Raw genomic sequence first — 26,266 nt, 5'->3', positions numbered from 1 at the left:
GGTTAATCGAGCCTAACACTACTTTGGCAGATTCGGGCAAGGCACGTTTGAGATGATTGTGGCTCTCTTTATCGAGGGCGGGACATGACGGATTGGGATTCGGATCTTTCGGCATTTTTGCAGCCGTTTCTGGAGAAGCTTGGACACAAGAAACGACGACAGATGTGTCCACTTTATGTGTCTGGGCTGATCGGTCCCGGTGACCGCAAGAGCATCGAGCCGATGGCCGAGCGGTTTGCTCCAGGCCAGTACGACCGCCTCCACCATTTCATTTCTGATGGCCTTTGGGATTCAGCGCCTCTTGAGACTGAACTCGCGCGACAGGCGGACAGGATCGTGGGTGCATCCGATGCGTTTCTGGTGATCGATGACACCGGTTTGCCGAAGAAGGGCGACCACTCGGTCGGTGTCGCTCCGCAATATGCTTCAATGCTGGGCAAGAGAGCAAATTGCCAGACATTGGTGTCAGTGACGCTTGCGCGAGACGAGGTGCCGGTCCCGGTGGGCTTGCGTTTGTTCCTGCCTGAAAGCTGGATCGGTGATCAGCAGCGCATGGCAAGGGCCGGTGTTCCAGACAGCATGCGAACGTCTCGTACGAAGCCGGAGATCGCTCTTGCCGAGATCGATCGGTTGATCGTGGCGGGTGTCCGGTTCGGCACAGTTCTGGCTGACGCAGGCTACGGCCTGTCGGCGGCCTTCCGAAAGGGATTGAGTGGCCGCGGCCTCACCTGGGCGGTCGGCATCCCCAAGCATCAGAAGGTCTATCCCTATGATGTCGGATTGATCTTTCCCGTCGCCGGTCATGGCCGTCCTCGCAAGCATTCGATCCCCGACACCCTGTCGGTTGCCGCAGAAACGATGCTGACTTCTGCACGCTGGAAAAAGGTTAGTTGGAGGCATGGTACAAAAGGTCGCCTGACAGCACGTTTTGCGGCATTGCGCATCCGGATCGCCGACGGTACGCCGCAACGTATTCTCGACAAGGGACAACAGCACATGCCGGGTGAGGAAGCCTGGCTGGTTGGCGAGTGGCGATCAAACGACGAGCGCAAATACTACCTCTCCAACTTACCAGCCGATGCGACTTTGAAAGTGCTGGCGTCCGCCATCAAGGCGAGATGGGTTTGCGAGCAGGCGCACCAGCAGATGAAAGAGGAGCTTGGTCTCGATCACTTCGAAGGCCGATCATGGCAAGGACTGCACCGACACGCTCTGATGACGATGATCGCCTATGCCTTCCTCCAGCACCAAAGATTGCAGACTGCAAAGCGGGAAAAAAAAGAAGCGGCGAGTTCGTCGTGGACCACCTGAGCCGACCTTGCCTGCCATCCGCCGGGCCGTGATAAATGCGCTTGCTATACCGACAGTACAAATCCGATGTCCGCACTGCCAACGGCATCTTCAAAGCGAAATTTTAATTCTGCCAAAGTAGTGCTAAACAGGCTTGGCAAACAAAAGGTTAATTTTCACTCAATCGCGACCGGCTTCGCCGATTTCCGAGCGCTTCATGATCACCTTGCGCCGGCTGAACCGGTACTTGGCGACGTGATAGAGGAAGACCGGGATGCCCAGCGCGTAGCGGCGCCAGAGCCGACCGGGTTCCTGGACGAGCCTATAGGCCCATTCCAGACGCATCGAGCGCACCAGCTTGGGCGCGCGCGGCACCGAGCCGGAGACGAAATCGAAGAGAGCGCCGACGGTGAGCACCAGGCGCGCGTGATCGGCGCGAATGTGCTTGTAGGCCCATTTTTCCTGCAAGGGCGTACCCATGCCGACGATGATGATGTCGAGATCCTGCGCCGCGATCTCGGCGACGACGGCGGACGGATCGGTCTTGTCGAAGAAGCCATCGGAGATGACGACGAATTCATGCCAGGGCGCATGCCGGCGGAAATTGGATGCTGCGCGCTCGACCACGGCACGTGTGCCGCCGATCAGGCCTATGCGGCGCGGCTGCTCCATGAAGGTCAGCAGCGCGGGCACGAAATCGGTGCCGTTCAGATTGGCCGGGAAAGGCGATCCGTGGGCGATCTGCGAGGCGATGTTGAGGCCGATGCCATCGGGCAGGACGAGGTTCTGCGAGAGGATGTCGCGATACTCTTCGTCGCGCAGCGCCAGGAGCATGTTGTGCGCGTTGACGAAGGAGATCGACGTCTGGCCAACGGGCATGGACAGGAGCTCGTTGATGAAGACGAGCGCGTCATCCCAGCCGAGATCGCAGACAGGCAGATCGAAAATGGCGCGACGAGAGGCGAGGACCGCGAAATTCGCGATCAGATTCATTCCCGCTTCCTGACGATAATGCTTCATGGCTCGGAGATCCCGGTAACACTGAGGTCTGCCTGGGATCAGGCGCCGGCTTCCAAATCTGGAATGCGGCGCGCATGTCGGCCCATCACGGGACGGTATAACAGGGCGCCCTCAAACAACCTTTAGGAAAACCTGTCGACTTTGCTCAGCGATATCAGGGATTTGTTAACCATCGCGGATGGCTGGTCGCGGCGATGAGGCCACACCGCGACGATAAGCGGGCGTCAACCGCCGGCGGCCGGGTCCTTGACGGGCTCTGGCGGCACGACATTGACAGGCTTGCCGGTTTTCTTCGGCTGGCCGGAGGCGTTGGCTGCGACCTCTTCCTTGGAGAGATAATCAAGCTGCTCCAGCAGAACCTGGTCGATATATTCGCCGCCCAGGTGCGTGTTGAGGTCTTTCTTGATCATGTCGCGGAAGGCAATCGGATCGAATGCCTTCATGTTCGATATATCGACCATCTTGTTGCCGACGAGCAGCGAGAAGAGTTCGTCGGTGGTCATCTCGGTGAGCGGCAGGGTCGCGCCCTTGAGCATCTCCTTGTTGACCATGAAGGATATCTTGCCGAGGAAGTAGCCGCTGACCGCGCCCTCGTGGACAACAGGGATGGTGATGGACTCGCCCTTTACAAGCTCGACAAGGCTCTGCTTCGACTGATCGGGCGCGGGCGCCGGCGCCGTTGCCAGATGCACCGACATATAGACCGCCGCCAACGTGATCACGCAGACCCAGACGCCTGTAAGAACGAGTTTAACCATCAGTGTTCACGCGCCAGGAACTGTTCCTGGGAATAGGTGCCGTCGGCATCCGCATCCTGAACCGCGTTCTTCAGGAGATCGGCAACCGTGCGCACGGCTTCGAGATGAGCCTCAACACGACGGGCGTTGAGCGCCAGCTTTTCCTTCAGGCCATGCAGCTGCTCGAGGTGCGAGGCAGCGAGTTCCTTGGGGTCCGTATCGCTGAAGAGCATCGACAGCTCATAGAGGCAGCGGCTCTTGTGGGCATTCGACACCTTGAGATCGAACTGCGGATCGCTGCCGATACGCGTGTTCTCGTTGTCGATGATCATTTCCAGGCGTCCAAGAACCGATTTGATACGGTATTCGTTCGAGATTATTTCCATTGTTCTCCTCGATTCCCTTAGGCGTCGTTTGCGGACTTGTTGTCCGTCGATGTCACGCCAAATGTCTGGCGCTGAATTTCATTGATCATGCTGACCGCTGCATTGCGGTCATCCTGGTCGGTAGAGGCATTGACGACCCTGCCTTCCTGTTTCTTCAAGGCATCGTGATAGAGCTGCTTGGCAACGCCGATGCCATCGCCCTTGGCGATGGTATTGCCCAGCTGTTCGGCCATCATGCCCTTCCAGATGTCGCCCGTGGCGCCCTTGCCGTAGACGTCTTCGCTCTCGTTGGGCAGCATGTTCTTGATGAAGTTCTGCAGCACCATCGCTTCGAACTTGCGATAGGTCTCGGGAACTTCTTCCGTCTTGCCGGTGCGATTCTGAACGTCGCTCAAGCCCGCCTTGTTGGAGGCGCGGTCGAGAATGTCCACCGCCGAGGTGAAGCCCTTGCCTGCTTCGGCAAGGCTATTGGCCGCGAATGCAGCCTGGTTTGCCTTCAGTTTTTCTTGAGCGGCCTGAACCTCCATGGGGTCGGCCGCCTTGACAACATCCAGCACCAGATCACTCGGGGGTGAAATCGCCACGTCATAATCCTCTTGATTTCAGATCGAGGGGATTATGAGTTTTGAAGCTTGCTGGAGGCTGGCGTACCGTATTTTTGATCGATGATATCATAGACCGCGTTGTCATCGGCCTCGCGGCGCTCGTCTTCGAGCGCTTCGCGCATGCCGTCTTCGAGACGGTCGCCCTTGGCGCGCTCCTGCTGAACGCGCATTTGGTGAACTTCCTGCATGCCGTTCAACTGCTTGTCCTTGATGCCAAGCCGGTTGAAACGATCAGCATAGCCCTGCGAGAAGGCGTGATGCACCGGATCCATCGAGCCGAGTGCATGGATCACACTGTCCATCTCTTCGCTGACTTCGGCGCGCTGGCGCGTGGTCTCGGCGAGATCGAATTCCGCCATCTGTTCGAGATGCCGCTGGACGGCGACGAGGCGTTTGAGCTTGTCTGAGCGCGTCTTTTCAGCCATCCGCCTACTGCCCGATAAACACGCTGGTGAACGACTGGCCGAACTGGCTGATCATCGCCGCGACGGCGAAATAGAACAGAAAGAGGCCGCCGAACAGTAGATAAGGCGTGGAGATGAAGTAAACCGGGATCTGCGGCGCCAGCTTGTTGATGAAGCCGATCGCGACGTTGAACAGCAGGCCGTAGATCAAGAACGGGCTTGCGAGGCGCAGCATGATGAATGTCGTGGTCGACAGCGTGTCGGCGAACGAGATCAGCGTGGCGCGCATCTGCATGGCGCCGCCAAACGGCATCGATGTGTAGGAATCGATCAGGGCCCTGAAGACGATGTGATGGAAGTCCATCATGAAGAGAATCATCATGCCGGCGAAGATGATGAAGCCCGCGATGGCGCTTTCCTGGCCCTCTTCGAAGATATCGGCGGCGCTCGGCTGGGTATAGCCGATCATCATGGCGGCGATGTTGGCGGCGAACTGGAGGCCCAGCGTATAGAGGCGGGCCAGCATGCCGAACATCACGCCGATCAGCGATTCGCTGAAGATGAAGCCGATATAGGTCGCGTTCGAGGTGCGGACGGCCGGATAGACCGTGTCCCAGAGCACCGGCATGATCGCCAGCGACAGCGCGCCGGCGATGAAGACTCGCAAGACCGAAGGGATACGCGCCGAGGAAAAACCCGGCATTGTCAGCACACAGCCACCGATCCTGCAGAAGATCAGAAAGAGCGCCAACACGGTCCCTTGCGGGTCAGTTATCATGAAATAGAGCCTAGAATCTTTATCTCGATGCCCTTTGCCAGTTCCACATGCGAGAGAACCGGGAGCGTGGCGAACAGGCGTTCGATGATCATGCGCACATAGGACCGTGTTTCCGGCGAGGTGACAAGGGCGAAAGGCAGGCCGCGATCCATGAATTCACGGATAACTTTGCTCGCCTGCTCGCTGAACTCCTCGAGCATGCGCGGATCGATGTCGAATTCGACGACTTCGCCCTTGTTGTCGCGCTTCAGCGCCTGGTGGAAGGCGAGGTCCCACTTGCTGCCGAGGCGCAGCACGCGAAGCACGCCGTTATCGGCAAGGTCGCCGCAGAGCTGCTGCGCCATGCGCACGCGAACATGTTCGACGATCTGCTCGGTCTTGCGGACATGCGGGGCAAGTTCGGCCACGGCTTCGAGGATGAGATGCAGGTTGCGGATCGAGACGCGCTCGGCAAGCAGCAGCTTCAGCACGGCCTGCAGACCCGAATAGGACATGTGCGAGGAGCAGATCTCGTCGGCAAGCTTCTTGTACTCGGGATCGAGGCGATCGATCAGGACCTTCAGATCTTTGTAGGAGAGAAGCGCCGGCAGGTTGTTGCGGATGACTTCGCTCATGTGCGTCAGGACGACGGAGACGTTGTCGATCGGCTGGAAGCCTTCGCGCTTCAGATCTTCCGTGAAGGCCTCAAGCACCGAGACGGCGGGCATGCCGAAAGCGGGTTCGCGGATCTCGTCGCCCGGCACGCGCGGCTTGCGGCCGGAGCCTGTGACGACGAGCACTTCGCCGACGCGCAGCTCGTTGGAGGCGACCGTCGTGCCGTGGATGCGGATCTGGTAGGACTTCTCGGTGATGGCGATATCGTCAGTGACCTTGATTTCCGGAACGACGAAGCCGTACTGGGTCGCGAACTTCTTGCGCATCTTGCCGACGCGGAAGGCGAGTTCCTGGTGGGCGCCGAGAAGGCGTGAGGAGACCATCTTGCCGAGTGCGAGCTCGATTTCCGAGGTGCGCAGCACTGATTTGACCGAGTCCTTCTCCAGTTCCTTGTTCTCGACGACCTTCTTTTCTTCCTGCTCGCGCAGAATCTTGTTTTCCGCATCGATCTGGCGCGGGATGAACCAGGCGCCAAAGGCGAGAACGCCACCGAGGAACATGAACGGGATGAACGGCAGGCCGGGCATGAGGCCAAGAACGATCATCAGCACGGCGGAGACCGACAGCGCGCGCGGATAACCGCTCAGCTGATCGACGACGGCCTTGTCGGTCGAACCGACGGTGCCGCCGCGCGAAACGAGAAGACCGGCGGCCAGCGAGATGATGAGGGCCGGCATCTGCGACACCAGACCGTCGCCGACGGAGAGCTTGACGAAGACGTCGGCCGCTTCGCCGATCGGCATGCCGTGGCGGAAGTAGCCGATGATGATGCCGCCGAAGACGTTGATGGCGGTGATCAGGAGGCCGGCGATGGCGTCGCCGCGCACGAACTTGGACGCACCGTCCATGGCACCGAAGAAGGAGCTTTCCTCTTCGAGTTCCTTACGGCGGCGCTGCGCCTCGCGCTCATCGATGATACCGGCCGAGAGATCGGCGTCGATCGACATCTGCTTGCCGGGGATGGCGTCGAGGGTGAAGCGGGCGCCGACTTCCGCGATACGGGTGGCGCCCTTGGTGATGACGATGAAGTTGATGGTGATCAGGATCAGGAAGACGATCAGACCGATCACGAAATCGCCCGACATAACTAGGCTCGCGAAGCCGGCGATGACGCCGCCCGCCGCATCGTGGCCTTCGTTGCCGTGCGAGAGAATGACGCGCGTCGTCGCGATGTTCAGCGATAGACGCGTCATCGTGGCGATCAGCAGGATGGTCGGGAAGGACGAGAACTCGAGCGGCTTCTGGATCCACAACGCGACCATCAGGATCAGCACGGACAGCGCGATCGAGAACGCCAGGCCCATATCGATGAGGAACGGCGGGATCGGCAGGAAGAGCACGCAGATGATGACGACAATGCCAAGGGCAAAGCCAACGTCACGCAGGCTGGGGCCGGCTTTCGGAAGGGGGAGTGCGGGTGGTTGCGCCATATCGATTCCGTCTCGTCATGAGATGTACGGGCATGATGCCCAGAATTCGGATCGATAGTTAAATGGCGAAGCTTGCGCGAGGGTGGCTCAGAAGCCGGACTGGATGCGCGAGAAGACGAGATTGGTGAAGATAGAGATCTGCGAGCCGACGAAAGGAGCGGAGATGCCAATCGTCACCAGAACCGCGACGATCTTCGGGACGAAGGTGAGCGTTGCTTCCTGGACCTGGGTCAGCGCCTGGAACAGCGCGATAACGAGACCGACGATCATCGCCGCGGCAACGGCCGGCCCGGCGGAAACGAGAACAGTCCAGATCGCCGCCTGGAACAGATCGAGTGCGTCAGCTTCATTCATCCAGGCAACCTCATATCGCCTTTCGGTCCGTCCGAAACCCGGCCGGACCGTCGTTCAGTTTCTTGTCGATCAGCTACCGGTCGTGGTCGAAGCCGGTGCCTTATCGGCGACAGTGATTCCCGCCTGGACGAGAATACTCTTCCCATCGGTGGTCGTCGCGATAATTCCGTCGGAATACACTTTTACAGAATCGACGGTGCCGGCCACGGAGCCATCGGCGCTGGTCATGTACTTGCCGACGTAGCTGCTGGCCTGCGTCAGGCTCGAGCTTGCCAGAAGCGTGTCCAGCTTGGTGTTGGTCTGGATCGTCTGCTCAACCTGCGAGAAGCTGGCGAGCTGCGCCATCTGCTGGCTGGCATCGACGGGCTCCGTCGGATCCTGGTTCTTCATCTGGGCGATGAGGAGCTGCAGGAAGTTGTCGTAGTTGAGCGTCGCCTTCTGCTGAGCGGTCGACGTCGTCGATGAGGTGTTCTGCGTCGTTGTCGCGGAACCGGTTGCGCCTACCGCCATGGTGCGATCTCCTTGCGAATCTGCTCAACCATTGCAGGGTGCATTTCCTGGTTGTTCAGAATGTTGTCCTCGATAACATAGAGGCCGCGGATGGCCTTGAGAGCGTCGAAGGCGCGGCCGGTCGAAACCAGACCGTCGATGCGCTTCAGCTCGGCCAGAACTTCCTCGTTCTTGAAGCAGGTGAGAAGCATCGTCACCGACTTGCGGAACATCGCCGTCGACTGATCCTTGCCCTCCGGGTTGATCAGGATCATCTGCGCGATGAAGTAGAGCTGGCGCAGAGGCGTTGTCGCGTCTTCCGGCTGGAGAACGTGGTTTTCCAGAAGGAACGTTACATCATTCAGGAATTCCAGCGCGACCTTGCGATCGACGCGCAAAACCGCACCGTTGATGAAGATCTTTTCCCCGGCTTTTAGCGAGATACGAAGCGTGCTTTTCATTTAAGTCCATCCCTGATGATGGTGGTAACGTCAATAATGCCTTGAAAGTTGGTCGACTGCCGTTTCCGGATCCGGTCGCTTTCTTTCAAGATCCAAATAGCGATCGAGATCAGATTGGCGCGCAACCGAACTTCGAGCTGATTGTCCGGATGCTTGAGGTCTTCGATAAAGCTCACCCAAACACGTCGGGTGTAAAACAATGCATCGATAGCCTCACGGCCATACTTCTCTTTGTCCCGTGCAAGCGCGAGCAGCTCGATGGAACGGTCGAGAACTTGACGTTCCCGCTCCTTGGCATCGGCCACCGAGTCTTGCATGACCTCGGCGTAAGAGAACTGATACATTCATGCATCCTTCTTTGTACTTGTACTTCTACCGCTGATCATCAGAGGTAGTTCACGAGGCTCAACTGCTGAATTTTTGAAACGATCGTGTATGCGGTTTCGAGCTGCGTCTGCAGGGTGTTGACCAGTGTGGACGCTTCCGACTGATCGACGCCCTGAAGGTCGACGAGCTTGTTCTGAATGATGCTGGACTGCGCATCGAGGGCGTCGTTGGCCTTCGTGACGCGCTCCTGGGAAAGACCGAGCTGGCTCGCCTGGGTGACGATGCCGGTGGTGCCCTGCGCGGCGTAGCCGATTGCCTTCGACGTGGTCATCGCCAATGCGTCGCCACTGAGGCCGGTGCCGGCGAGCGCCGAAACGGTGATTGACGCGAGCGCGAAGTAGCGCATGCCTTCGGAATTCGAATTGGTCGAGGACGTGACGGTCTCGGAGTTGCTGATCCGGCTCGTCATGTTCTGGTTCGACGCGCTCGACCAGTCGGCCCATGCCGGCGGTGTCACGTAGGCCAATGGCGGGGTCGGCGCGCCAACGCCCGTAGGCGGGAACGGCAGCGGCGTCGAGGTCGCATTCAGCGTATCCTGCGAGAACATCGGCTCGACGAAGTTGGAGATGAACGTGTCCATCTCGTCGCCGGTCAGTTCGGACTTGGTCTTGCCGAGGCTGCTTGCCCAGGCATCGAGATTGGTCTGGATCGCGGTGGTCGCGGCATCCGTCTGGTCGGTCAGCGGCTGGATATCGGTGTTGATGCCGGAGAAGAGATATTCGCCGTTGAGCATGGAGTTGCCGGTATCCATCAGCGACGACAGCGCATCGCCCGCCGACTGCATGGCAACGGTGATGCTGGTGTTGTCCTGGCTGCCCTGCAGCGCCGTCAGCTTCGAGACGAGCGCATCGCCGGCCGTCTTCATGCTGGTCAAACCAAGCTGGGATGCTTCGAGACGGCCGGATACAACCGAGTTGCTGCCCTTCAGCGCCTGGATGCGGGTGACTTCCGCGCTGAAATTCACGCTCTTGGCGGCACCCGAGCCCAGCGAGGCACCGATATCAGCGTAGACACCGGTCGTGGCTTCAAGCGAGGATTTGACGAGCTGGGTCTGCGACTGGCGAATGGTCAGTCGCATCGCGTTTTGAATAGCCGAACTCGAAATAAATGAACTTTTCATGGGCTTACCTCGCAATGTCCAGCAGCGACTGGTACATCTCGTTGACGGCGTTCAATATCTTCGTCGCCGCCTTGTAAGACTGCTCAATATCAAGCAGCAGTGTCAGTTCCTCGTCAAGGTTGACGCCTGTCTCATTTGAGTACGCTTCGGTTGAGCGCGAGAGGGCCGCGGTTGTATTTTCCGATGCTGTCGTTGCGTCGCTTCGCATCTGTTCGAGCCAGCCGACCGAATTCTGCGCGTAGCTGATGATGCTGACATTCGAGGAGATTCCGGCGTCCGAAGAGAACGTCTGTGCCGAGCCCAGCGCGGTGTAGAGGTCATCGAGGTTGTCGGAGAAACCGCTCGCGCCTTCCGTGTTCAGGTTGGTCAATCCGGTGATGGAGCCGTCGCGCAGCTTCATCGGATCGCCACCCTGGCTGGTGATTACCGCTGTGTTTACCGTAATCGTACCTGCGATGCCGTTGATGACATCCGTGGTCGTCGGCGTATCGCCATCGAGGCCCGTCGACGTCTTCCAGACGAAGAGGCCCGGCTCGGTCGTCGCGCCGTCGGTTTCCGAGAACATCGTCACCAGCGACCTTGCGACTTCATCGAGCTGCGACTGGAAGGTCGGAGCGACGTCGTCGCGAATCTGCAGCAGGGACTGAAGGCTGCCCTGAGCCGTGGTCGTGGACCCCTGCCCGCTGGTGAGCGCCACGCCGTCGATGTAGACGCCGTTGCCTTTCGTTCCGGTCGTGTAGGTTTCCTGCGACACGAAGGTGACCGCGCGCGGAATGGTGTCGAAGACGACCGTGCCGTCATTCGTATAGAGCGCCATGTCGCCATTGGCGCGATCGGCGGTCTTGACGCCGACGATCGAGGAAATCTGCTTCAGCAGCTTGTCGCGCTCGTCGAGCGCATCGGCCGGGTTGCTGCCGCTGGCGGTCGCGCCCTTGACGGCATCGTTGGCCGTCTTGAACTGCGCGAGCAGCGTGTTCAGCGTGTTGACCTGGGTCGAGATCTCCTTGTCCGCGTTCTGGCGGATAAGCTGGACCGACTTGGTCGCGTCGTTCAACGAGTTGGTGACGTCCTGCGCCGCCGTGACGGCACTCTGCGCCGCAATCGCGCTGCTCGGCGACGTGCGGAACGCCTGGAGTTTCTGCTGGAAGGTCGAGAGATAGGTGGCCGGCGACGTCTCGTAATCATTGCCGCCGAGCACCGACTTCAGGTCGGTGAGGCCGCTCAGCAAGTTCTGCTGAGCGCTATCACCGGCGCTTGCCTTCAGCCACTGCCGCATCAGGGCGTCTTCTTGCGCCCTGCTGATCTTTACAACCTGCGCACCGTTCAGCGAGGTCGTGACCATCGCCTGACGGCGCACGTAATCGCTGTTGCTGGAGTTCGAGATATTGTTCGATACGACACTGCTCTGAGTGCCGGTATTGTTGAATATGCTCTGCGCGGTGTTCAGTGCTGATGTAAGCGACATGGCTAACCCGTTACCCTACTTATCTCTTGAGGTTGACGAGGACGTCCATGATGTCGGAACCCGTCTGGAACACCTTGGAGTTGGCAGTGTAGCTGCGCTGCGATTCGATCATTTCGGTCAGTTCGCCGGCGAGGTCGACGTTCGAGCTTTCGATCGCACCCGACTGGATGGAGCCGAAGCCGTTTGTCTGCGGGAAGCCCGTGACGGTGACGCCCGAGGTGCCGTTGGCGCTGTAGACGTTGCCGCTCATGAGCGTCATGTTGTCGGGGCTTGCGACGGTTGCCAGCGGAATGCGGTAGAGCGGCTTGGAGGTGCCATCGGCATACTTTGCCGAGACCGTACCATCCTTGCCGATCGAGACGCTGTCGACCGGGCTTGCAGCCTGACCGTTCGGCGTACCCTTGCCGGAGAAGTCGGAAGCGAGCTGCGTGAAGCCGGAGAGATCCATCTGGATCTGGCCCGTCGTCACCGGGTCATCGATCAGAAGCGAGTTGCCGGAGACAAGGTTGCCCGACGCATCGAATTCCATCGTGCCACCGCCGACGGCGTCCGTCGAATAGGGGAAGGATGTCGTGCTACCGACCGTTGCGTCGGAATGGCGGTAAACCGCGACTTCCCAGGTGCTTGCTGCGCCCGTTGCAGGCGGCGGCACCTCGGCGTCCGTCTTGGTGAAGTAGAAATCGTACTGGACGGTATTGCCGAGCTTGTCATAGCCGACCATCGAGATCTGCTTCGTGTCAGCGGTGACGGGAGCGGTGTTGCTGCTCGGCAGGTTGCCGGTCGCAATTTCGGCGCCAGAATCCAGGTTACCGGCGAAGGTACCAGCCGTGGAGGCGATCGCCGTCAGCCCGGACTGGGCGACGTTAACAGGAACTAGGCCGGAGAAGCCGTTGACGACGACAGCCGGCGCACCCGAATCGTAGGAGTAGCCCATCAGCTTGAAGCCGGCGGAGTTGACGAGGTTGCCTTCGTCGTCCTTCGTGAAGTCGCCGGCGCGGGTCAGAACCGGAACACCATCGGGGCTCTGGACGATGAAGAAGCCGTCACCGGAGATGGCGAGATCGTAGCCCGAGGTCGTGTAGGAGATATCGCCCTGTGCAGAGACAGACTGGCGAACCGACGTCTGAACGCCGCCCGAATTGTAGTTGCCCGAGCTCGAAGGCAGGACAAGCGACGAGAAGGCGGTCGATACCGCCTTGTAACCCGACGTGTTTACGTTGGCGATGTTGTCGGCCACGGTGCTGAGGCGGTTCGCCTGTGCGTTCATGCCGGACACAGCCGTCTTCATGCTGCCGAAAATGCTCATCTGAAAACCTCGATTCCCTTAGTAGGCTTGAGAGTATCCGGTGGGCCTTGCGTGAAGCTGTCTGGCATTTGCGTGATCGAAGAAAGATCGGAGCCTAGACTGCTGCGCCCATAGCGGACGTTGAAAAACTATTCCCAATCAATGCAGTAGCCGAGGAAGCGCTTGGAATCGACCGGGTCGACACCGAGCTTCTTGCGCAGCTTTTTGCGAAGCTTGGAAATGTGGCTTTCAACGACGTTCTCTTCGACTTCCTCGTCGAAAATCCCGTAGATGGCATTGAAGATCTGGGTCTTGGTGACGCGGCGACCGCGGTTGGCAATCAGGTATTCGAGGATGCGGCGCTCGCGGCGCGGCAGTGCGAAGACTTCGCCGTGGATCTCGGGATCGCGGCCATCGGAGAAGACGCGGATGGCGCCGATATCCGTGTGCGTGGAAATCGCCTTGAGGCGACGGCGGATGGCCGCTGCGCGTGCAAGGATTTCGCGGGGGTGAACCGGCTTGCGAACGACGTCGTCAACACCGCAATCAAAAAGTGCAAGCGTGTTTTCGAGCGAGGGCTGGTCGCTGACCGCGATGACGGGTGCCATCGACCGATCGCGAATGGCGCGCGGCAGCTCGAATGTCTGCTGTCCCTGGCCAATCAAAAACGCCTCGACAGCCGCGATATCCGAATCGGCAGCCGTCTGCACCCACTCTCCAAACTCGTTTGGATCAAAACCGGTCGAAGGAATACCTTCTCGACCAAAAAGGGAAGTGTAGCCATCCTTCACGAGCTCACGCTCATCAACCACTACGATCATTCGTCCGCCTCCGAATCACTTGTGGCACATCGATGACCTATGGGTACGAATCGCACGATTCTGGGACAAGCTGTAGGAACTCACTGGCGGAAATTAATAGTTGATTAAGAATTGCCCCCCGATTTGCTCTATATTTAGTGGGTAGGCAAAATTATGCACACAAAAGTTTCGTGGAAAAGTTAACATGTCCTAAATTGTGACTTGCCTTGCCACATTGGCCCGAATTCTTGCCATATTATGACACATTTCCGGTTTGTTCTTTTTTCGCTATCTTTGGGCGAGTTAGCCGCGGCAGAAATTGCTCGCATTGGGAGTCCATTTCCCATAGCCCGTGGCGACCAGATTGGCGATGACGCGGCAGACATATTGCTTCTGCGCGGGGTCATTATTGGGGCCGGCGTGGTAGCGGGCGACCGCCATGGTCCAGGTCTCGTGGCGATCGTGCAGGTTCTTGAGGAACCGTGCGGCGTATTCCACGTTGGTTCGGGGGTCGAACATCTCCTCCAATGACCGAAAATTCTCCCCGTGGTAGAACTGGTTGATCTGCATGCAGCCGACATCGATCAGCTTCGCGCCCGACCTGTGAGCCGTATCCACCTGCCTCAGCGCGTCGCGCTCCGAGGGCGGGAAGAAGGGCTTGCCCTCTATGTTCAAGGCATAGGGGTAGAGCGAGCCCTTGCGGCCCGTTTCGGTCAATCCGACGGAATAGAGGATGCCCTCGGGGATACCATACTTCAGCGCGGCCGACTGGATCTCCTGCTCGCAGGCGCCATCGGACGCCCGCGCGTCAGAGGTATACGTCGCCAGTGCCGCTGCTGCCAGAGGAGCCAGCAGAAGCGCTCGTAGCGTCGCTCTCACCTGTAACATTGAAGCCCCCTGCACTGCGCTGCCCCGTTTGATTCTGACGCTCACGCGCCTCGCCGCCCTGCCCCTGCGCAGAGCCCTGCTGCGAGCCGCTCTGGGCGTTCGTCTGGCTGCTGGTATCGGTGTTGGCGACGGGCGCCATGCTGACGCTCACGCCGTCGATGGCGTAGCCCTGGCTGCGCAGAGACTCCAGCATCTTCGTGTGGTCTTCTCTCAGCTGCCGGTAGGCGGCTGCTGTCTCGACCTTGAGGTCGACGTTCAGCGTATCGCCCTGAAGCCTGAGCGTCGCGGTGACGAGGCCGAGATCGATCGGGTTCATCTGGATCTTGAGCGTGTTGACGACCTTGCCGGTGCTGCTGAGCTCAGCGGCGTTCGACAGGGACGACGATGCCTGCATGGCATGCGCCCATTCCTTGTCGCCGGCGATCGCTGCCGTAACGGCGGCGGAATTGGTGTTCTGCGCAAGGCCGATATAGCGGCGGGAATCGAGGATCGTGACCGTCTCGACATTCGCCTTTCCGCCAACGTCGGCCGCGTCCTTCTCGATGCCGAGATGCATGTCCATGGACGTGCCACGGCTGTCGGCGCGCGTCAGCCGGAAGGTCTGGCCGACCGTATCACCGGCATCGGTCGCGCCGGGCATGTCCACGTCGGACGCGGCGTCGCTGGCCGAGGTCAAGGCGCTGGCGACATCGGCGACGGCGTCACCCTTGGTTTTCTGCTTGCCGGAAGACTTGTCCTTGGCGTCAGTGGGCGCAGAATCCTGCGCCTTCTGTGCGAACAGTGCGGCAGCGGCGGCCGATGCGCCATCGACCGGAGTGTTGCCGAGCATGCTCAGGACGTCGGAGACAGCACTGTCGTCGGCTGATCCGGGCTTGGCCTCGGTCTTGACCGGCTTGCCTGTCTTGTCGTCCTTGGATGTCGGCGCGGCGATCTTGTCGGCCACGTCCTCGGCGGTGCCGTCGACCGCAGCATCATCGAGCTGCTTGCGCAGCGACTTGATATCGATCCGGCCCGTCTTCTGAGCGTCCTTCCCGGCATTGGCCGCCGTCGCATCGGCTTCCGCCTGCGCCAGTGCGGCCGAGTTGCCGAGATCGATCACAGCTTTCGGGTTCTGCCGGTGCGGCGCCGAGCCAACCGCGCCGTTGCCGCCATCTGCAGTACCGGAGGGCTGCTGGCCATCGGCATTGGCGCCCTGGTTGCGATCGGAATTGGCATTGGCCTTGTTCAGAACGTCCGAGAAGCCACCGCCTTCGGTATCCGAGCCCTTGCCGGCCGGCCGGCTGGCTTTTGCGCCTGCGGCAGCATCTGCGGCACCGGCCGGAACGCTGATATCCATCATATCAATTGCTTTCCTTGTTCAAAAGACCGTCGATCTCATCCAACTGAGAGCGGCTCGAGGTCACAAATGAGCTGAATGCGGGGTCGGCGTTCTGTAGATCAGCTGACTGCGATCCGGCCGCCGGTGCGGCGTCGGGCACCGCCCCCTCTCCGGCCGATCCTCCCTCGGCCGCCTGTTCAGAACTGGCTTCTTGACCATCTGGTGTATTAGCAGAGCCTTGCGTCAGGCTTGCAGCGTCTGGTTGCCGAAGCACCTGCTCGGCCACCGAGCGCGCAGCGGCCCGCAAGATCTGGTCGCGCGGCGAAAGCGCCTTGTCGGCGATCGTCGAAATATCGCGAGCGGCGGTATCGATCTTGTCGGTCGGGATCGCGGCCATGCCGCCGTAAAAATCGGCCAATGCGCCAAAGGCGTTGTTGTTATCGCCCGACAGGGCCTGGGCGCGGCCGGCCGCCATGCGCGCGAGTTCGCCCTTGCCCGCTATCGCTGCGGCACGCGCGATACGCAGATAGATTTCGCGCTGGCGCGCCTCATCCATGAAGGAGAGGATGCCGATGACGTCATCCGGCTTCACATCATGATCGTGATCGACCAGCAGCTTGACGAAGAGATCGGCGAACTGGCTGGCATAGGGCGAATGCAGGAAGCGGCGGATGTAGCGCTGGGAATATTGCAGCCCCTGGTCCACCAGCCCCTTATCGACGCAGATCGCGACCGAGCGGCGCAAGGCCGCCTCCTCGATGATCGTGCCGGGCGCATTGAGACGCGCGAGATCGTAGAGCTTGAGCGCCTCTTCCGGGCTCTTGGCGATCGTGACGTTGCCGCCAACCAGCGCCAGATAGGGACCGATCTTCTTGTCCTTATATTCCTCGGCGGTATCCACCAGCGTCTTGGCGACGAGAAGACCCTTGCCGCTCAGATATTTGCGCAGGATGTCGGTCACGCGGTTGTCGAAGTAGCCATTGACGTCGCGAGCCACCAGATATTCCAGCGTCTGCGGATTGCCGCCGCTCATGGCGTAGATCAATGCGGCATCGACGTTGCGATCGTCATCGAAGACAGCCGGATCGACGGCGCGCAGGCGCTTGTCGATGGTGCCGAGCATGAAGCGCTGCATCTCGCTGGCAGAATGGTCGCCAAGCACGACGGAATCCTGCACGAACTGCAGGGAGCGCAGCATCTTGTAGGGAACGGTGTCGCCGCCATCGTCCTGCGGCACAACAGGCAGCGCCTCGGCCGTCGATGTTGCAGCGCCATGCGCGGCGGCAGGGGCTTGCGCTTCGGCAGGTGCAGGCGTCTCGCCATGCCCTGCCGGCGCCTCGGCATGTCCAGCCGGCGCCTCGGCGTGGGCGGCGGGCGGCGCGGCTTCTTCCGCGCGCACAACGCCGCTCGCCGTCAGCGCAAGGCTGAAAGCGAGGGGCAGGAGATGCCTGTGCTGCCGGCGCTTCATCGATTATCCCTGATCGGCCTGGAGAAGAATTTCGATACGACGGTTGGACGCGTTGAACGGATCTGCGGCGTCCTTCAGCTTGCGGTCGGCGAAGCCGGAGACCTGAGAGACGCGCTTCTCATCGAGCCCGCCGCGTACCATCATGTAATAGGCGGCCTGGGCGCGATCCATCGAAAGACGCCAGTTCTCGTTCTCGCCCTTGTACTGACGGCCGTCGGTATGCCCGCGGATGGCCACGACGCCGTTCTTCGCCTTCAGCACCTCGCCGATCTTCTGCATCGCAAGGACCATTTCCCTGCGCGGCACGGCGGAGCCGACGTTGAACATGGAATCGTCGCTCTGGTCGGAGATGCTGACCAGGAGACCACCTTCAGCTGGCGTCACCGTCAGACCCTCGGCGAGCTTGCCGGCGATGCCGCCGATCTGCTGGGCGATCTGCTGCTGGAGATCCTTGGCTTCCTGCTGCTGCTCGACCGCCTTTTGCTCGGCGGTCTGCGTGTCAGGCGCTATGCCATCCTTGTCGGCGGTCTTGTCATTCGTCTGATCACTGGTCTTGTCCGCCGTTTCAGGGTTCGCGGCCTCAGCGGCCTTGGCTGCGGCCTGCTCAGCCTTCGCGTCTTCGGCCTTGGCTAGCTCGATTGCCTCCTTGGCCGGATCGTCCGGCTGCGTCTTGTCGGCGCGAGTCACCTCGATCTGCTTCGTCCAGAAATCGGGATCGAAAGGATCGCGATAGGCTTCACCGCCATCGGCGCCGGTCGCGGGGCCGGAGTCGGCCGCACCGCCCTCGCCCTTGGCGCTGACATTGGCCTGCTGGCCGACTTCCTGGGCGATTTCGGCGAGAACCGAATAAGGGTTCTCGAAGAAGTCCGCTTCGGAATAGTTCTTCTGGTCGCCCGATGTCGAGGTCTGGTCCTCACCGCTGGCGGCGGCGGCACCCTGGTTCGGCTGGTCTTCTTTTTCCTTCGACTTGTCGGCCTTTTCCTGCCCGTCGGCCTGATCGACCGGCTTCTTCAAGCCCTTCTCGGTCGGCTTTTCATCCGAGAGCTTGATCGGGTTGAAGTAGGTGGCGACGGAAGCCTTGGTCTCTTCGTTGGCGGCATTGACCAGCCACATGACGAGGAAGAACGCCATCAGCGCGGTCATAAAGTCGGCATAGGCGATTTTCCAGGCGCCACCATGAGCACCATCGTGATCGCCACCACCATGTCGCTTGATGATGATGACCTCGTTCTTGCCGTGGTGATGATTTTCGCTGTCGCTCATTCCAGAACTTTCTTGACGCTCGCCGCCCAGGCAGACATGCGGGTTACGAGTACCGAGTCATCAAACTCGGCGATCAGGTCGATGTCGTCGTTTTCATGATGGCGCAGCAGGTCCGCCTTCTCGCCGAGTTCGTTCTTCAATATATTGAAGAGCGTTTCCGGGCCCTTGACCGTGATCGTGCCGGTCTCGCCTTCCAGAACGGCATCGCGAAGCTGTGCGGCCAGTTCGACGGCGGCCTTTTCAGCCAAAGCCTCGGTCAGGACGGGAGCCAACGTGCGGGCGACCGTGGCGCTCACAAGATCGGCGACCTCGGTGGAGATTGCCTTGATCCGCGAGGCAACAAGCTCGGCGATCTCGGTCTCGTACTTGTTGCGAAGCTCTTCGATCTCGCGCTGGTGAACGAGTGCAACGGTCTGCGCTTCAGCCTCGAATTTCTCGGTGAGCTCGGCGGTCGCCTTGGCCTCGCCCATGGCGTTTGCATCACGGCGCTCCGCCTCGATATCAACCACCGGCTCGGGGGCGATGTCGTCGAAACCACCGAAACCGCCTAAATCGTCGGAAAACGATGTTTCGACCACGGATGGGGCGACGACGGCGGGTTCGCCAAAGTCTTTCAGACGAGACAGCAGCGCGCTCACTCAACCCACCTCTTATCAGCAGAAGCCTGCGACATGCCGCGCCTCACATTGCACCAAACAAATATTTCGCGCGGTTTCGCACCACGCCTGTTGTCCCTGACCCTAGGAGGCCAAACTTGTGCGAAGATGAAGGGCGCCGCCGGGCGGCGCGCAACCGTGGCCCGCAATCACTGCAGCAGCACGAGAACCTTGCTGGCGGCGGTATTGAGGATGGAAACCGCCTGCACGCCCATCTTCTGCTGGGTCTCCAGAGCCTTCTGGCGCACGGACGCCTCGTCCATATCCGTATCGACAAGCGCACCGACATTCTTCTCGATGATATCGGCCATGTTGGCGGTGTAGTCGATGCGGTCGTTGATGCGGGCGCTCATCGTGCCGAGGCCGGCCGCGGTCGTGGTCAGCGTCGAGAGAAGATTGTCGACGACAGCCATCATGTCATCGACCTGCTCGGTCGTGGTGTTGTTGTCGAGCTTGATCTCGTCGCCATCGGCGCCGGTGACCGATCCGGCACTGAGCAGATAGTAGTTGCGTGGCGCGGTCGAACCCGTGTCGTTCAAGGTGCTTGCGTCAACAGTCTTGGTCAGCAGGCCGCGATTGGCGTTGCTGGTGTCGATCATGACGGTCTGGTCAGCCGGGAAGGTGATGTTCTGTGGCTGATATTCGCCGGTCGGCGCCCGGGTGAAGCCGCCGATGACCGAGCGCGAGGTGGTCAGCGTCGCATCCTGGTTGAACAGCCAGTTTTCGCCGGCGATGCTCGTCGACTGAACCGTCGTCTGCATCTGCTGCTTGAGCTGCTCGATCGTCGTGTTGAGCTTTTCCTTGTCGACGCCGTCTTCCTTGGCGCTGACAAGCGTTGCGCGGATGCTGGTCAGCTGATCGATCAGGCTATCCATCGCGGTGTAGGCGGTGTCGACCTTCGAGGCACCAACGCCGAGTGCATCGTGGATGTTGGTCATGGAGCTGCCATCGGAGCGCAGAACGCTCGCGAACGACCAGTAGGTCGCGTCATCCGCCGCCGTTTCCACGCGCATGCCCGATGATACCTGCTGCTGGGTGGTCGCTGCTTCCTTGTTGATGATCCGCAATGCGGCGAGAGCGTTTACCTGGGCGGAGCTGGTGATTCGATAGGTCATTTTTTGGAGCTCTATGGTAGAGGAGAGGATAGACCGGACCGCCGGCAGCGACAGGCGTGGCTTCATGCCGCCAACCGGATTTTTCCGATCGGCTCGTCGCTAAACAAATCAATTCTTAAGAGAAGTTAACCAAGGCCTACAGCCAGCGCAAGTAGCCGACAAACGGTCTCGCAAGCCTCGCGCAACCTTAAATCTCTTTTCAAAAACAAAGAGAAAGCCGCGTCTTGCGAGACGGCTTTCAAGGCTTTCACGATTGTCTTCAGGGCGTTTGCAACGCCGCTTGACCAGCTTAGTTCTGGAACAGCGTAAGGACGTTCTGGGCGCTCGAATTGGCGATCGACAGCGACTGGATCGCCAGCTGCTGCTGGGTCTGGAGCGCCGTCAGCCTGCTCGATTCCTCTTCCATGTCGGCATCGACGAGACGGCCAACGCCTGAGTCGATCGAGTCACTGAGATTGGAAACGAAGCTGTCCTGAAGGTCGATGCGGGTCGAGATCGAGCCCAGCTGCGATGCCGCCTTGGTAAGCGCGCTAAGGCCGGTCTCGACGTTGCCAAGCGTGGTGTTCAGATCTTCAACGCTGAGCTGCGAGATGTCCATGTTGTAGATGGAGCCGTAGGTACCGAATTCCGAGCCGATGACGCCGGTGGTGGTGTCGATCTCGCCGGTTGCCTGCATGCCGAAGAGGACGTTGCCATCGGGGTTGTCATCGAGATTGTAGTCGGTCGTCTGAACCGAAACCTCGCCATTGGCGCCGCGAACGAAGGACGACACGACACTCTTCGTGCCGCTGCCGGCGACCCAGTTCTCGCCCGAGAAGGAGGCGGACTGCGCGACGCTCAACAGCTGCTGCTGGAGCTGGCCGATCTCGTCCTGGATCTTCGTCTTGTCGACGCCGTTTTCGGTGGCGGCGACGACCTTGGCCTTGATCTCGCTGACAATGTTGATGGCGTTGTCCATAGCCGCATAGGCGGTGTCGACCTTCGCCGCACCCAGACCGAGCGCGTCGGAAACGGCCGAGAGAGCCTTGTTGTCCGAGCGCATCGTTGTCGCGATCGACCAGTATGCGGCGTTGTCCTTGGCTTCGGCAACACGGTATCCGGAAGACACATTGCCCTGTGTCGTCTCGAGATTGGTGTTGATGCCGCGGAGTGTCTGAAGCGCGGCCATGGCCGCAACGTTGGTCAAAATGCTCGTCATGAAAAGAGCGCCCCTTGTTGGCAAACTTTTAAAAAGGGACATCCCGGTCTACCGCCGGGAACGGTTCATCAGCCTCATGCCTGCTAACCGCTTCTTAAGCTTGGTTAACATACCGTTTAATGATGGCCACAAGACATGAGTTTGGTTAACAAAAAGTTAACGGCAATAAAAAAGCCGCGCTCCGGAGAGCGCGGCTTTCGAAAACCACCCGCCGAAGCGGCGGCGTATTCCTTTGCGGGCGCCTGGCGCCTGCGATCTTAGCGGAACAGCGAGAGGATGTTCTGCGAAGAGGAGTTGGCGATCGACAGCGACTGAACAGCGAGCTGCTGCTGGGTCTGGAGTGCCGAAAGCTTGCTGGACTCTTCTTCCATGTCCGCATCGACCAGACGGCCAACGCCGGAGTCGATCGAGTCGGAGAGCTTCGAAACGAAGTCCGTCTGCAGGTCGATACCCTTCTGCAGCGAGCCGAGCTTGGAGCCGAGCGAGGTCATGCTCTTCAGAGCGCTTTCCGCGTCGGTGATCAGTTCATCGATCGCACCCTTGGTGTCGGTCGAGGTGATCGAGAACTCGGAGATCGAGTCGGTGATGAGCGTGCCGGAGCCCGGGCGATCCAGGATGCCGGTCTGGTCGTCGCTGAAGAGCAAATCGTCGGCCAGAGCGGAGTAGCCCGAGGTGCTGACGCTGACGCCGCCTGCAGTACGGATGAAGGAGGAGACGACCGACATGGTCTGGCCAACGGAGCTGGAAACCCAGTTTTCGCCGTTGAACGAAGCCGAAGCCGAGATGCTCTTCAGCTGCTGCTGAAGCTGCTTGATTTCGTCGTTGATCTTGCCCTTGTCGACGCCGTCTTCGGTCGCGGCAACGAGCTTGGCCTTGATTTCGGATACAACGTCGATCGAGCTCTGAACGGCGGTGTAGGCCGTGTCGACCTTGGCGGCGCCCATGCCCAGTGCGTCGGAAACGGCCGAAAGGGCGCCGTTGTCGGACTTCATGGTCGTTGCGATAGACCAGTAAGCAGCGTTGTCAGCTGCCTTGCCGACGCGGAGACCAGACGACACAGCGCTCTGGGTGTCCGAGAGGTTGTTGTTCACGCTACGCAGCGTCTGAAGAGCTGCCATTGCGGAATTGTTCGTGAGAATGCTGGTCATTTTAAAAAGCCCCTTTTTCGGCAATTTTTCATACGAAGGGACATTCCGGACTATTACCGGAAACGGCGGTCAGCGTCATGCCTGTTGACCGTGCATTTGCTGATCAACTCACCGTTTCGATGAGCCCATATGACGGCAACATGGTTAAGAAACACTAAACCCCGCGGGAAGAAATTTAAGAAATACCCGAGACTTAGCCGAAGCTACCGTACCGCAATAAAAAATGCGGCCGGGAAAGCCCGGCCGCACTGAATTTCAGATGTCTTGCGTTTTCCGCTATTAACGGAAGAGCGACAGGATGTTCTGCGAAGAGGAGTTCGCGATCGACAGCGACTGGATCGCCAGCTGCTGCTGGGTCTGCAGTGCCGAAAGCTTGCTGGACTCTTCTTCCATGTCCGCATCGACCAGACGGCCAACGCCGGAGTCGATCGAGTCGGAGAGCTTCGAAACGAAGTCGCTCTGCAGGTCGATACCCTTCTGCAGCGAACCGAGCTTGGAGCCGAGCGAGGTCATGCCCTTGAGAGCGGTTTCCGCGTCGGTGATCAGGCTGTCGATGTCGCCCTTGGTGTTGGAAGAGCTGATCGAGAATTCAGAGATCGACGCGCTGACCGTGCCGCTGCCGTCACGATCGAGAATGCCGGTGCCGCCAGCGAACAGCAGATCGTCTGCCGACGAGGTGTAGCCGGCCGTCGAGACGCTGACGCCGCCTGCGGTGCGGATGAAGGACGAAACAACCGACATGGTCTTGCCAGCGGCCGAGCTGGAAACCCAGTTCTCGCCGTTGAACGAAGCCGAAGCGGAAATGCTCGTCAGCTGCTGCTGGAGCTGCTTGATTTCGTCGTTGATCTTGCCCTTGTCGACGCCGTCTTCAGTCGCGGCAACGAGCTTGGCCTTGATTTCGGTTACGACGTCGATCGAGCTCTGAACGGCGGTGTAAGCCGTGTCGATCTTTGCCGCACCCATGCCCAGTGCGTCGGAAACGGCCGAAAGAGCGCCGTTGTCGGACTTCATGGTCGTTGCGATCGACCAGTAAGCAGCGTTGTCAGAAGCCTTGCCAACGCGCAGACCCGACGACACAGCGCTCTGGGTGTCAGAAAGGTTGTTGTTGACGTTACGCAGCGTCTGAAGAGCCGCCATTGCGGAGTTGTTGGTGTTAATGCTTGTCATGGATCCGTCCCCGAAATTCGATACCAATGGAGGACATTACCGGACTTATGTACCGGCAATGACGGTTCGGCTTCATGCCACTTGGTCATTCTGCATTGGGACCAAACCCGTCATGTCGAGGATGACTTTCGCAGCAAAACCTTGCGGACTAATTAATGGCACTCCGCCATTTTCCGAACGAATACAAATGGTTAACTAGTCGTTAAAGCAGGACTTAAACAGTTTAACGGCATTTTCGGGATTACTCATCCCCCTGTCGCTTCCTGCCTCAGGCAAGGTTCACGTGTCATTCTGCGCCATAATGGCCTCATTGGGTCCGCGGCAAACCGGCCGGCGGCACCTGGTGTTTGCCGCGTAAAGAACTGAACGAGGTTTGAACGTGAATCGTGTGGTTTCGTTTTCCGCAGCATCAAAAGACTATCAGAGCGGGCGCTATACCAAGTCGCTGGAAACGCTGAACGCGTTGCTCGAAACACAGCAGGATGCGAAGACCTACGCCCTTTTGGCCCGCACGCTGTTGCAGCTGGGAATGAAAGCCGATGCGGCAATGGCCTTCGCGGTGGCCGGCGAGAAGGCTGGACAAAGCGGATCGGAATTTTCCCGCAAGGCAGCACTGCTCTATTTCGAGGTCGGCAATCACGACGAGGCAATCAGGCTTGGCCTGCGGCATATGCTGAACCAGAGCCTCGATGCGGAGCTCGCCTATGCGCTGGCCTCGATCTACAAGAAGCGCGGCCAGGAAGAGTTGCTCAGCCCCTTCGTCAAGGTGCTCGCGGAAAGCAGCAACAGTGACCACACGCTGCTTGCCATCCGGTTGCTCAAGAACGACCCGAGCGACGAAACCCAGGCGCTGCTGATCCGCAACCTGTTCAAGCGCTTCCCGAAGCTGGTACCGCTGCGTTTCCTCTATCTGATGTTCGCCAGACATGTCAGCGATCTCACCAGTATCAAGCTGCACAAGCAGATCATCGACGAGTTGATCGCCAATGGCCAGACCGCGTTCCTGCACCATGAGAGCGAATTCTATAATCTCCAGTGGTGTGGCGACGAATCGCTCAATCGCATGACGTCGAGCATGAACAACGCCGTGACGGCCGAGCAGACCACCGCACGACGCACACGACCGCATCAGTGGGCGGACAAGATCCGCGTCGGCTACCTCTCCAACGACCTCTTCGAACAGCACGCGACCATGAAGCTGATGGGCCGTGTTCTGGAGCTGCACGACAGAGACCGCTTCGAGATCACGCTCTATTGCCATTCGCGCGCCTCGAACCTGGAGCACAATACATTCGACCGAAGCCTCTGGGGCCGGGTTGTCGAAGTGGGCGATCTATCCGACGCGGCGATGGCCGAGCGGATGCGGGCCGACGGGATCGATATTCTGGTCGATCTCAAGGGGCCGACATTCGAGACGCGCTATCACGTTTTGAACAAGGGGCCCGCCCCGATCCAGATTTCCTGGCTCGGCTTTCCGGGCAGCGCCACGAACACGGATGTCGACTATATCATCGGCGACCGGTTCGTTCTGCCCGATTCCTCGCGCCCGCATTATCATGAGAAATTCATCCGGCTGCCGGACACCTACCAGCCGAACGACCCCTTCCACCGGCCGACACCCGGCTTCGTGGACCGCGGCGAATTCGGCCTGCCCGACGACAAGTTCGTCTTCGCCTCCTTCAATGCCAGCCGCAAGATCACGCCGGAAACGGTTGACGTCTGGTGCAACGTGCTTCGCAGGGCGCCGAACAGCGTGCTTTGGATGATGGCGGTATCGAAGCAGACGGAAGCCAATCTTCGCGAATATTTCAAAAGCCGCGGAATTCCCGCCAAGCGTCTCGTCTTCTGCGGGCACGCGGACTATCGCAGCCACATCGACAGGCAGCAGGCGGCCGATCTGGCGCTCGACACCTGGCCCTATAACGGCCACACCACGACGTCGGAGCAGCTCTGGGGCGGCTTGCCCGTTCTGACGCTGAAGGGCACCAACTTCGCCTCGCGCGTAACCGAGAGCCTGCTGAACGCGATCGGGTTGCCCGAGCTGGTGGCCGACGATGCGCAAGGTTATGAGGACATGGCTGTCGCGCTCTACGAGAACCCCGAGCGCATCGCCGAATTCAAGCAGACGATCGACGACAACAAAATGATCAAGCCGCTGTTCGACGCGGAACGCTTCTGCCGGCACCTCGAGACGGCCTACGAGATGGCCGTCGAGCGCGCCAAGCAGGGGCTGGAGCCCGACCATCTGGACGTACCCGCCCTGCCCGCCAGAACCACGCCGTTCTGACCCAGCTTGCGGCGGGTTCGCGATCTCTTAAAACATCAAAACAAAAGGCTGGCGATCTGATCGCCGGCCTTTTGTTTTGAAAGCTTGGACGGT

General features: G+C 59.8%; 26 protein-coding genes. 2 read left to right on the top strand and 24 right to left on the bottom strand.

Annotation, left to right across the window (positions count from 1 at the left end; translation table 11 throughout):
* Window positions 1–84 precede the first annotated feature (84 nt).
* Window positions 85–1,311, top strand: coding sequence for an IS701 family transposase (locus ACVTFQ_RS01510; RefSeq protein WP_113201027.1), 1,227 nt, complete (start codon window positions 85–87; stop codon window positions 1,309–1,311).
* A 159-nt stretch (window positions 1,312–1,470) separates the two neighbouring features.
* On the opposite strand, the gene ACVTFQ_RS01505 is transcribed toward ACVTFQ_RS01510, so the two are convergent.
* From ACVTFQ_RS01505 to ACVTFQ_RS01390, 24 genes are all read right to left on the bottom strand, one after another.
* On the bottom strand, window positions 1,471–2,283 hold the full coding sequence (locus ACVTFQ_RS01505; protein ID WP_111561714.1) for a WecB/TagA/CpsF family glycosyltransferase: 813 nt from the start codon (window positions 2,281–2,283) through the stop codon (window positions 1,471–1,473).
* Between the two features lie 251 nt (window positions 2,284–2,534).
* Complete coding sequence (locus tag ACVTFQ_RS01500; protein WP_111561713.1) at window positions 2,535–3,068, bottom strand: hypothetical protein; 534 nt, start codon at window positions 3,066–3,068, stop codon at window positions 2,535–2,537.
* A complete protein-coding gene (locus tag ACVTFQ_RS01495) occupies window positions 3,068–3,433 on the bottom strand; it encodes a hypothetical protein (protein ID WP_018898457.1) in 366 nt (121 codons plus the stop codon). Before ACVTFQ_RS01495 ends, ACVTFQ_RS01500 begins: the two co-directional genes overlap by 1 nt.
* A 17-nt stretch (window positions 3,434–3,450) precedes the next feature.
* Window positions 3,451–4,017, bottom strand: a complete 567-nt coding sequence (locus ACVTFQ_RS01490) for a rod-binding protein (protein ID WP_047507456.1) — start codon at window positions 4,015–4,017, stop codon at window positions 3,451–3,453.
* Window positions 4,018–4,049: 32 nt separating this feature from the next.
* Window positions 4,050–4,463: a hypothetical protein gene (locus ACVTFQ_RS01485; RefSeq protein WP_047507454.1), complete on the bottom strand. Its 414-nt coding sequence runs from the start codon at window positions 4,461–4,463 to the stop codon at window positions 4,050–4,052.
* Between the two features lie 4 nt (window positions 4,464–4,467).
* Complete coding sequence (gene fliR, locus ACVTFQ_RS01480) at window positions 4,468–5,220, bottom strand: flagellar biosynthetic protein FliR (protein ID WP_047507452.1); 753 nt, start codon at window positions 5,218–5,220, stop codon at window positions 4,468–4,470.
* Window positions 5,217–7,304 carry a flagellar biosynthesis protein FlhA gene (gene flhA, locus ACVTFQ_RS01475; RefSeq protein WP_047507451.1) on the bottom strand — a complete coding sequence of 696 codons (2,088 nt, stop codon included), beginning with the start codon at window positions 7,302–7,304 and terminating at the stop codon, window positions 5,217–5,219. The genes fliR and flhA overlap by 4 nt, the downstream gene beginning before the upstream one ends.
* An 87-nt stretch (window positions 7,305–7,391) precedes the next feature.
* Window positions 7,392–7,658, bottom strand: coding sequence for a flagellar biosynthesis protein FliQ (gene fliQ / locus ACVTFQ_RS01470; protein ID WP_018898452.1), 267 nt, complete (start codon window positions 7,656–7,658; stop codon window positions 7,392–7,394).
* Window positions 7,659–7,727: 69 nt separating this feature from the next.
* Complete coding sequence (gene flgD / locus ACVTFQ_RS01465) at window positions 7,728–8,168, bottom strand: flagellar hook assembly protein FlgD (RefSeq protein WP_047507450.1); 441 nt, start codon at window positions 8,166–8,168, stop codon at window positions 7,728–7,730.
* Window positions 8,159–8,608 carry a flagellar biosynthesis repressor FlbT gene (gene flbT, locus ACVTFQ_RS01460; protein ID WP_018898450.1) on the bottom strand — a complete coding sequence of 150 codons (450 nt, stop codon included), beginning with the start codon at window positions 8,606–8,608 and terminating at the stop codon, window positions 8,159–8,161. Before flbT ends, flgD begins: the two co-directional genes overlap by 10 nt.
* A complete protein-coding gene (gene flaF, locus ACVTFQ_RS01455) occupies window positions 8,605–8,952 on the bottom strand; it encodes a flagellar biosynthesis regulator FlaF (protein ID WP_112436308.1) in 348 nt (115 codons plus the stop codon). The genes flbT and flaF overlap by 4 nt, the downstream gene beginning before the upstream one ends.
* A 41-nt stretch (window positions 8,953–8,993) precedes the next feature.
* Window positions 8,994–10,115 (bottom strand): flagellar hook-associated family protein, encoded by a 1,122-nt coding sequence (locus tag ACVTFQ_RS01450; protein WP_081992980.1) that lies wholly within the window; start codon window positions 10,113–10,115, stop codon window positions 8,994–8,996.
* Between the two features lie 4 nt (window positions 10,116–10,119).
* A complete protein-coding gene (gene flgK, locus ACVTFQ_RS01445; RefSeq protein WP_112436307.1) occupies window positions 10,120–11,580 on the bottom strand; it encodes a flagellar hook-associated protein FlgK in 1,461 nt (486 codons plus the stop codon).
* A 19-nt stretch (window positions 11,581–11,599) separates the two neighbouring features.
* On the bottom strand, window positions 11,600–12,886 hold the full coding sequence (locus ACVTFQ_RS01440; protein WP_047507444.1) for a flagellar hook protein FlgE: 1,287 nt from the start codon (window positions 12,884–12,886) through the stop codon (window positions 11,600–11,602).
* A 128-nt stretch (window positions 12,887–13,014) separates the two neighbouring features.
* Window positions 13,015–13,686 (bottom strand): transcriptional activator Rem, encoded by a 672-nt coding sequence (rem, locus tag ACVTFQ_RS01435; protein ID WP_018898445.1) that lies wholly within the window; start codon window positions 13,684–13,686, stop codon window positions 13,015–13,017.
* A gap of 282 nt (window positions 13,687–13,968) precedes the next feature.
* Window positions 13,969–14,553 carry a lytic transglycosylase domain-containing protein gene (locus tag ACVTFQ_RS01430; protein WP_047507442.1) on the bottom strand — a complete coding sequence of 195 codons (585 nt, stop codon included), beginning with the start codon at window positions 14,551–14,553 and terminating at the stop codon, window positions 13,969–13,971.
* Window positions 14,474–15,892: a flagellar hook-length control protein FliK gene (fliK, locus tag ACVTFQ_RS01425; protein ID WP_111561711.1), complete on the bottom strand. Its 1,419-nt coding sequence runs from the start codon at window positions 15,890–15,892 to the stop codon at window positions 14,474–14,476. Before fliK ends, ACVTFQ_RS01430 begins: the two co-directional genes overlap by 80 nt.
* Window position 15,893: 1 nt before the next feature.
* The gene (gene motC, locus ACVTFQ_RS01420; protein WP_111561710.1) at window positions 15,894–17,339 is read right to left on the bottom strand and encodes a chemotaxis protein MotC; all 1,446 of its coding nucleotides are present in this window, start codon (window positions 17,337–17,339) and stop codon (window positions 15,894–15,896) included.
* Between the two features lie 3 nt (window positions 17,340–17,342).
* Window positions 17,343–18,602 carry a MotB family protein gene (locus tag ACVTFQ_RS01415; RefSeq protein ID WP_111561709.1) on the bottom strand — a complete coding sequence of 420 codons (1,260 nt, stop codon included), beginning with the start codon at window positions 18,600–18,602 and terminating at the stop codon, window positions 17,343–17,345.
* Window positions 18,599–19,240 (bottom strand): hypothetical protein, encoded by a 642-nt coding sequence (locus ACVTFQ_RS01410; protein ID WP_111561708.1) that lies wholly within the window; start codon window positions 19,238–19,240, stop codon window positions 18,599–18,601. The genes ACVTFQ_RS01415 and ACVTFQ_RS01410 overlap by 4 nt, the downstream gene beginning before the upstream one ends.
* A 167-nt stretch (window positions 19,241–19,407) precedes the next feature.
* The gene (locus ACVTFQ_RS01405) at window positions 19,408–20,373 is read right to left on the bottom strand and encodes a flagellin N-terminal helical domain-containing protein (protein WP_181459214.1); all 966 of its coding nucleotides are present in this window, start codon (window positions 20,371–20,373) and stop codon (window positions 19,408–19,410) included.
* A 289-nt stretch (window positions 20,374–20,662) separates the two neighbouring features.
* Window positions 20,663–21,571: a flagellin N-terminal helical domain-containing protein gene (locus ACVTFQ_RS01400; protein WP_047507430.1), complete on the bottom strand. Its 909-nt coding sequence runs from the start codon at window positions 21,569–21,571 to the stop codon at window positions 20,663–20,665.
* A gap of 257 nt (window positions 21,572–21,828) precedes the next feature.
* A complete protein-coding gene (locus ACVTFQ_RS01395) occupies window positions 21,829–22,719 on the bottom strand; it encodes a flagellin N-terminal helical domain-containing protein (RefSeq protein WP_047507428.1) in 891 nt (296 codons plus the stop codon).
* A 279-nt stretch (window positions 22,720–22,998) separates the two neighbouring features.
* Window positions 22,999–23,886, bottom strand: a complete 888-nt coding sequence (locus tag ACVTFQ_RS01390) for a flagellin N-terminal helical domain-containing protein (RefSeq protein ID WP_047507425.1) — start codon at window positions 23,884–23,886, stop codon at window positions 22,999–23,001.
* 379 nt (window positions 23,887–24,265) lie between these two features.
* On the opposite strand from ACVTFQ_RS01390, the gene ACVTFQ_RS01385 reads away from it, so the two are divergent.
* Window positions 24,266–26,173 (top strand): tetratricopeptide repeat protein, encoded by a 1,908-nt coding sequence (locus tag ACVTFQ_RS01385; protein ID WP_111561937.1) that lies wholly within the window; start codon window positions 24,266–24,268, stop codon window positions 26,171–26,173.
* The last annotated feature ends 93 nt before the right edge of the window (window positions 26,174–26,266 follow it).

It is taken from the genome of Rhizobium sp. O111 (assembly GCF_055616315.1).
This window is presented reverse-complemented; position numbering and strand designations above follow the sequence as displayed.

Bases quoted from the DNA above. Each gene is read 5' to 3' on its own strand.
- ACVTFQ_RS01510 (WP_113201027.1), top strand. From the start codon at position 85: ATGACGGATTGGGATTCGGATCTTTCGGCATTTTTGCAGCCGTTTCTG.
- ACVTFQ_RS01505 (WP_111561714.1), bottom strand. From the start codon at position 2,283: ATGAATCTGATCGCGAATTTCGCGGTCCTCGCCTCTCGTCGCGCCATT.
- ACVTFQ_RS01500 (WP_111561713.1), bottom strand. From the start codon at position 3,068: ATGGTTAAACTCGTTCTTACAGGCGTCTGGGTCTGCGTGATCACGTTG.
- ACVTFQ_RS01495 (WP_018898457.1), bottom strand. From the start codon at position 3,433: ATGGAAATAATCTCGAACGAATACCGTATCAAATCGGTTCTTGGACGC.
- ACVTFQ_RS01485 (WP_047507454.1), bottom strand. From the start codon at position 4,463: ATGGCTGAAAAGACGCGCTCAGACAAGCTCAAACGCCTCGTCGCCGTC.
- fliR (WP_047507452.1), bottom strand. From the start codon at position 5,220: ATGATAACTGACCCGCAAGGGACCGTGTTGGCGCTCTTTCTGATCTTC.
- flhA (WP_047507451.1), bottom strand. From the start codon at position 7,304: ATGGCGCAACCACCCGCACTCCCCCTTCCGAAAGCCGGCCCCAGCCTG.
- fliQ (WP_018898452.1), bottom strand. From the start codon at position 7,658: ATGAATGAAGCTGACGCACTCGATCTGTTCCAGGCGGCGATCTGGACT.
- flgD (WP_047507450.1), bottom strand. From the start codon at position 8,168: ATGGCGGTAGGCGCAACCGGTTCCGCGACAACGACGCAGAACACCTCA.
- flbT (WP_018898450.1), bottom strand. From the start codon at position 8,608: ATGAAAAGCACGCTTCGTATCTCGCTAAAAGCCGGGGAAAAGATCTTC.
- flaF (WP_112436308.1), bottom strand. From the start codon at position 8,952: ATGTATCAGTTCTCTTACGCCGAGGTCATGCAAGACTCGGTGGCCGAT.
- ACVTFQ_RS01450 (WP_081992980.1), bottom strand. From the start codon at position 10,115: ATGAAAAGTTCATTTATTTCGAGTTCGGCTATTCAAAACGCGATGCGA.
- flgK (WP_112436307.1), bottom strand. From the start codon at position 11,580: ATGTCGCTTACATCAGCACTGAACACCGCGCAGAGCATATTCAACAAT.
- ACVTFQ_RS01440 (WP_047507444.1), bottom strand. From the start codon at position 12,886: ATGAGCATTTTCGGCAGCATGAAGACGGCTGTGTCCGGCATGAACGCA.
- rem (WP_018898445.1), bottom strand. From the start codon at position 13,686: ATGATCGTAGTGGTTGATGAGCGTGAGCTCGTGAAGGATGGCTACACT.
- ACVTFQ_RS01430 (WP_047507442.1), bottom strand. From the start codon at position 14,553: ATGTTACAGGTGAGAGCGACGCTACGAGCGCTTCTGCTGGCTCCTCTG.
- fliK (WP_111561711.1), bottom strand. From the start codon at position 15,892: ATGATGGATATCAGCGTTCCGGCCGGTGCCGCAGATGCTGCCGCAGGC.
- motC (WP_111561710.1), bottom strand. From the start codon at position 17,339: ATGAAGCGCCGGCAGCACAGGCATCTCCTGCCCCTCGCTTTCAGCCTT.
- ACVTFQ_RS01415 (WP_111561709.1), bottom strand. From the start codon at position 18,602: ATGAGCGACAGCGAAAATCATCACCACGGCAAGAACGAGGTCATCATC.
- ACVTFQ_RS01405 (WP_181459214.1), bottom strand. From the start codon at position 20,373: ATGACCTATCGAATCACCAGCTCCGCCCAGGTAAACGCTCTCGCCGCA.
- ACVTFQ_RS01400 (WP_047507430.1), bottom strand. From the start codon at position 21,571: ATGACGAGCATTTTGACCAACGTTGCGGCCATGGCCGCGCTTCAGACA.
- ACVTFQ_RS01395 (WP_047507428.1), bottom strand. From the start codon at position 22,719: ATGACCAGCATTCTCACGAACAATTCCGCAATGGCAGCTCTTCAGACG.
- ACVTFQ_RS01390 (WP_047507425.1), bottom strand. From the start codon at position 23,886: ATGACAAGCATTAACACCAACAACTCCGCAATGGCGGCTCTTCAGACG.